Source organism: Mesorhizobium sp. M7A.F.Ca.ET.027.03.2.1, from assembly GCF_003999175.1.
Taxonomy (GTDB): domain Bacteria; phylum Pseudomonadota; class Alphaproteobacteria; order Rhizobiales; family Rhizobiaceae; genus Mesorhizobium.
The window spans coordinates 1-3,068 of record NZ_RZOM01000761.1; the positions used below are offsets into that span (position 1 = coordinate 1).

Genomic DNA, 3,068 nt, shown 5'->3' on the forward strand with positions numbered 1-3,068 from the left:
GCCGGTCGAGGCCAGGAACTGCGCCAGCCGTTCGCCGAGCGTGGCGCCGGAAAAGGCGCCGGAGAGGACGCCGACCAGGGTGATGCCGATCTGCACCGAGGACAGGAACTTGCCGGGATTGGAACCCAACTCGAGCGCGCGGCCGGCGCCATTGATGCCGCGGTCGATCATCGCTTTCAGGCGGGCCGGTCGCGACGAGACGATGGCAAGTTCGGACATCGACAGAAGGCCGTTCACACAGATGAGGACGACCACGATAGCGATTTCTACGTATAACATGAGCGGTCAATAGCATTGCGGCGCGGTCTTCGAAAATAGTCCGACGTGATTTTTGAGAAATGACCGGCATTTCGGTCACGCGGCATCCCAGGGCGGCGTCGAAAAATGTTCGACGAGGGCGTCGACGACAACCCGTACCTTTGGCGTGAGCGCGCGCGTTACCGGCCAGACGGCATGCACGACGATGTTCTCGACCAGGCAGTCCGACAGCACCATTTCGAGATCGCCGCTTTTGAGGCTGTCGGCGGCCAGCCATGTCGGCAGGAAGGCGATGCCGCAGCCGGCGAGCGCTGCATCCAGCATCGGTTCGCCATGGCCGAGAACGAGTCGCGCCTTGGGCATGAAGGTTGCGAGATGGCCGTCGGAATGCCTGATCACCCAGGGCCGGACGATGCCCTCGCGACCGTAGCCAATGACGCTGTGATCGGCGAGATCCTCGACCGATTGCGGTCGGCCATGCCTGTCGAGATAGTCGGGAGCCGCGCATATGGCCGAGCGCTGGGCGTAGAGGCGCCTGGCCGCAAGCGACAGGCTGTCGTCGAGTTCGCCCATGCGGATCGCCAGGTCGATGCCCTCCTCGATCAGGTCGACGCGGCGGTCATTGAAGGAGACTTCCACCGTCAGGTCCGGAAATTTCCTCGAAATCTCGAACAGCACGGGCGCGACGCAGCGTCGGCCGAAGGCCAGCGGCACGTCGATCCGAAGCCGGCCAGACGGGACCTGACGGCGCGAGGCAAGCAGCGACTGTGCGGCTTCGATCTCGGCAAGGGCCCGGACGCAGGCTTCATAATAGCTGACGCCTTCGCTGGTCGGGCTGAGGCTGCGGGTGGTGCGGTTCAGCAAGCGAACGCCGAGTCTCTGCTCCAGCTGCGCGATCGATTTGCCGATCGCCGACTTCGTCACATGCAGCCGCTCGCCGGCTCTGGTGAAGCTGCCGGCCTCCACCGCCTGTACAAACGCGACGATGCCTTGCAGGTCGGCCGTTTCCATGGCGATTTCCTATTGTCGACTTTTGACCCGCAATCAGTGTCAAATTATACCACACCGAAGCACTATTTTCTATAGTCGAAAGGCATAAATGTCTCGCCTGGCATCAACGCACGGAGCGCGACACGACATGAGCACCCCAATCAACAGATCCTGGCAGATGAGCGGTTTTGGCCTGTCGAGGCTAAGCCAGGTGGAAGGCAAGGTGCCCGGGCCAGGGCCGCACGATTTGCTGGTGCGGACCAAGGCCGTGTCGCTCAACTACAAGGATAAGATGATCGTAGACGGCGTGCTGATCCCCGACCTTGCCTTTCCCTTCGTGCCGACATCCGACGCGGTGGGTGAAGTGGTGGCCGTCGGCAGTGCGGTCAGCCGCTTTCAGGTCGGCCAGCGCGTGCTCGGCCAGGTGATCGCCGATTGGCCGGATGGCGACGCACCGCCGGTGCTGCATAAGCACACGCTGGGCTCGTCGCTGTCGGGAATGCTTTCCGACCATGTCATCTTCGGCGAGGACGCCGCGGTGCTGGCGCCGCCATCGCTCGGCGACATCGAGGCCGCGACATTGCCGATCGCGGCGCTGACAGCCTGGTTCGCCATGGCGGAAGCGACCAGACCGGTGCCGGGCCAGACCATTCTGATCCAGGGCACCGGCGGCGTGTCGCTGTTTGCGCTGCAGTTCGCCACCGCGTTCGGCCTGCGCGCCATCGTCACCTCAAGCAGCGATGAAAAGCTTGAGCGGGCGAGAAAGCTCGGCGCCTGGCAAGGGATCAACTACCGCACGCAACCGGCCTGGGATGAGGCCGTGCGTGAGCTGACGAATGGGCTGGGCGTCAACCACGTGCTGGAAATGGTCGGCGGCGATAATGCACGGCGATCGCTGAATGCGCTTGCCGCCGACGGTCGGCTGTCGATCATCGGCCTGTTGGGCGCGATGGAGCTCAGCTTCCCTATCATGCCCTTCATGCGCAACCGCATCACCGTGCAGGGCCTGTCGGTTGGCCATCGCCGCGCCTTCGAACGTATGAATCAGGCGATCGAGGCGCTGGCGATCAAGCCGGTCATCGACAAGCTCTTTGGCTTCGACGAGGTGCCGCAAGCCTTGCAGCATCTGGAGAAAGGGCCGTTCGGCAAGATCGTGATCACCACGAACTGACTTTTGCGATGGTCAGGGCAACTGCTTCAACACGCCGACAATTGCCTCGCCATCCGTGAAATAGGGATCGCCGCCGCCATTGCGTCCCGTACTGGTGGCGCCGACGCCCGATATATCGCTGGTCGAGATCAGCGTGCCGGCGGTGGCCAGGTCGCGCATCAGGAAATCGCGCTCGGCGTCGATGTCGGGGCCGATATGGTGGGTGACGGCGCCGGTGTCGTGGCTGAGGCCGACGCCGCGATCGAAGCTGGCCGAGCCCAGCCACAGCGGCCGGCCATCGTCGCCGCTTGCATCGGTCTGCCAGAAGCGGACATGATGCCGGCGGTCGGCGCTGAGGCCCTCCGGCTTCTCGAAGGCGAGATCCTGGGCGCGGCCATCGAACAGCAGCCTGCTGACCGGCGCATCGGGGTAGGGGTGGTCGAACAGCACGCTTTCACCAATCTCGATCGCGGTCTTCAGGGTCACGGCGTCGGCGGTGTCCCAGCCGGCGACGGCGAAGGCGTGCACTACTTCCTTTCGCGTACCGACAAGACCGACATTGATGGGATCGCCCGGAATGCCTTGTGGCGTGTGCGTCACCATCTCGAAGCTGTGCTTGCGAAAGCCGCGATCGCGGAACGTCCAGAATTCCGGTGCGGCGAAATAGGCG

Annotated in this window: 4 protein-coding genes; 1 reads left to right on the forward strand and 3 read right to left on the reverse strand. The window is 63.8% G+C overall.

Annotation, left to right across the window (positions count from 1 at the left end):
- Positions 1-279, reverse strand: a 279-nt coding sequence (locus EN750_RS26345; RefSeq protein ID WP_127398335.1) for a CNNM domain-containing protein, incomplete at its 3' end; no start/stop codon positions are given.
- A 75-nt stretch (positions 280-354) separates the two neighbouring features.
- Complete coding sequence (locus EN750_RS26350; protein WP_127398337.1) at positions 355-1,269, reverse strand: LysR family transcriptional regulator; 915 nt, start codon at positions 1,267-1,269, stop codon at positions 355-357.
- A 127-nt stretch (positions 1,270-1,396) separates the two neighbouring features.
- Here EN750_RS26350 and EN750_RS26355 point away from each other — a divergent pair, with 127 nt between their 5' ends.
- Entirely contained in the window at positions 1,397-2,419 is a 1,023-nt protein-coding gene (locus EN750_RS26355; RefSeq protein WP_127398339.1) for an NAD(P)-dependent alcohol dehydrogenase, read from the forward strand.
- A gap of 12 nt (positions 2,420-2,431) precedes the next feature.
- Here EN750_RS26355 and EN750_RS26360 read toward each other — a convergent pair.
- On the reverse strand, positions 2,432-3,068 hold a 637-nt coding region (locus EN750_RS26360), incomplete at its 5' end, for an LssY C-terminal domain-containing protein (protein ID WP_127398341.1).